Annotated in this window: 1 protein-coding gene; it reads right to left on the bottom strand. The window is 43.4% G+C overall.

The features are described from left to right. Positions 1-135: 135 nt before the first annotated feature. Entirely contained in the window at positions 136-774 is a 639-nt protein-coding gene (locus tag A3739_RS16770; RefSeq protein ID WP_068477094.1) for an NTP transferase domain-containing protein, read from the bottom strand. Positions 775-896: the final 122 nt, after the last annotated feature.

An 896-nucleotide genomic window follows, 5' to 3' on the forward strand; every position in this document is an offset into this window, starting at 1 on the left:
ATACACGCATATCACTATAGCTTGCAAACGAAGAATGAATGACGCGCCCAAATATAATCTACTGATCAATCATAATAGATCTTGTACACCGTAATACTAACTATGCGTCTTCCTTACAGCATACTCGCAATGCGCTCAGACCACGGGCCTATCGAGATTTGCTAAGTCTGCAGGCGTATCAACATCTTGTTGAACACCCCCTACTTTGCCAACTTTTACATCGTGTTCGCCAAGAAATTTCTTCGGCCGTCTACCTCCGCTCTCATACCACCGCATGAAGTCATTCATTGATTGCTTTGGGAAGTATACTGGTGGACCAATCGAATCAGGATAGGCCGAGGCATACATGCAGTTTTTCTGAATAGCATTGAGCAAGAAACGCACTAAATCAGAATCATTCAATACCGGCTGATCAAGCAACAAAATGAGCGTGCCCTGCTGGGTTTGATTAAGTAAGCTCTTCCGAGATAAACAATGCGAAAGTCCCGCATAAATACTTGCTGCCATGCCTTCTTTCCAGTTCTCACATACGACCACATCGGTCCATTTCTGAGCATCGACAGCAGAATATATTTTTTCTCTGTTCGCTCCTAAAACCAGATAAGACTTAGACTCGTACCCTGACTCGTGAAGTCGTTGTGCTAAGGTCTCCACTCGTCTCTCTGCGAGCTGCAAGAGTGTATCACCTTGAAGTTCTGCCAATTGCTTAGGTGAACCAAAACGAGACGCCTCACCAGCGGCAAGGACAAAGAAGTTTGTGAGGAAAGCAGCCATTGATTATTTTTTGATCTATTTTAACACTTCAAACACTTGGTCAAATCCATGAGTAGATATAGAATGCGCGTCTCTAACAGCAGTACCTAACCAATATGAAAGCAGACAAACACTTATTTTCT

This window comes from Oleiphilus sp. HI0067, assembly GCF_001635735.1.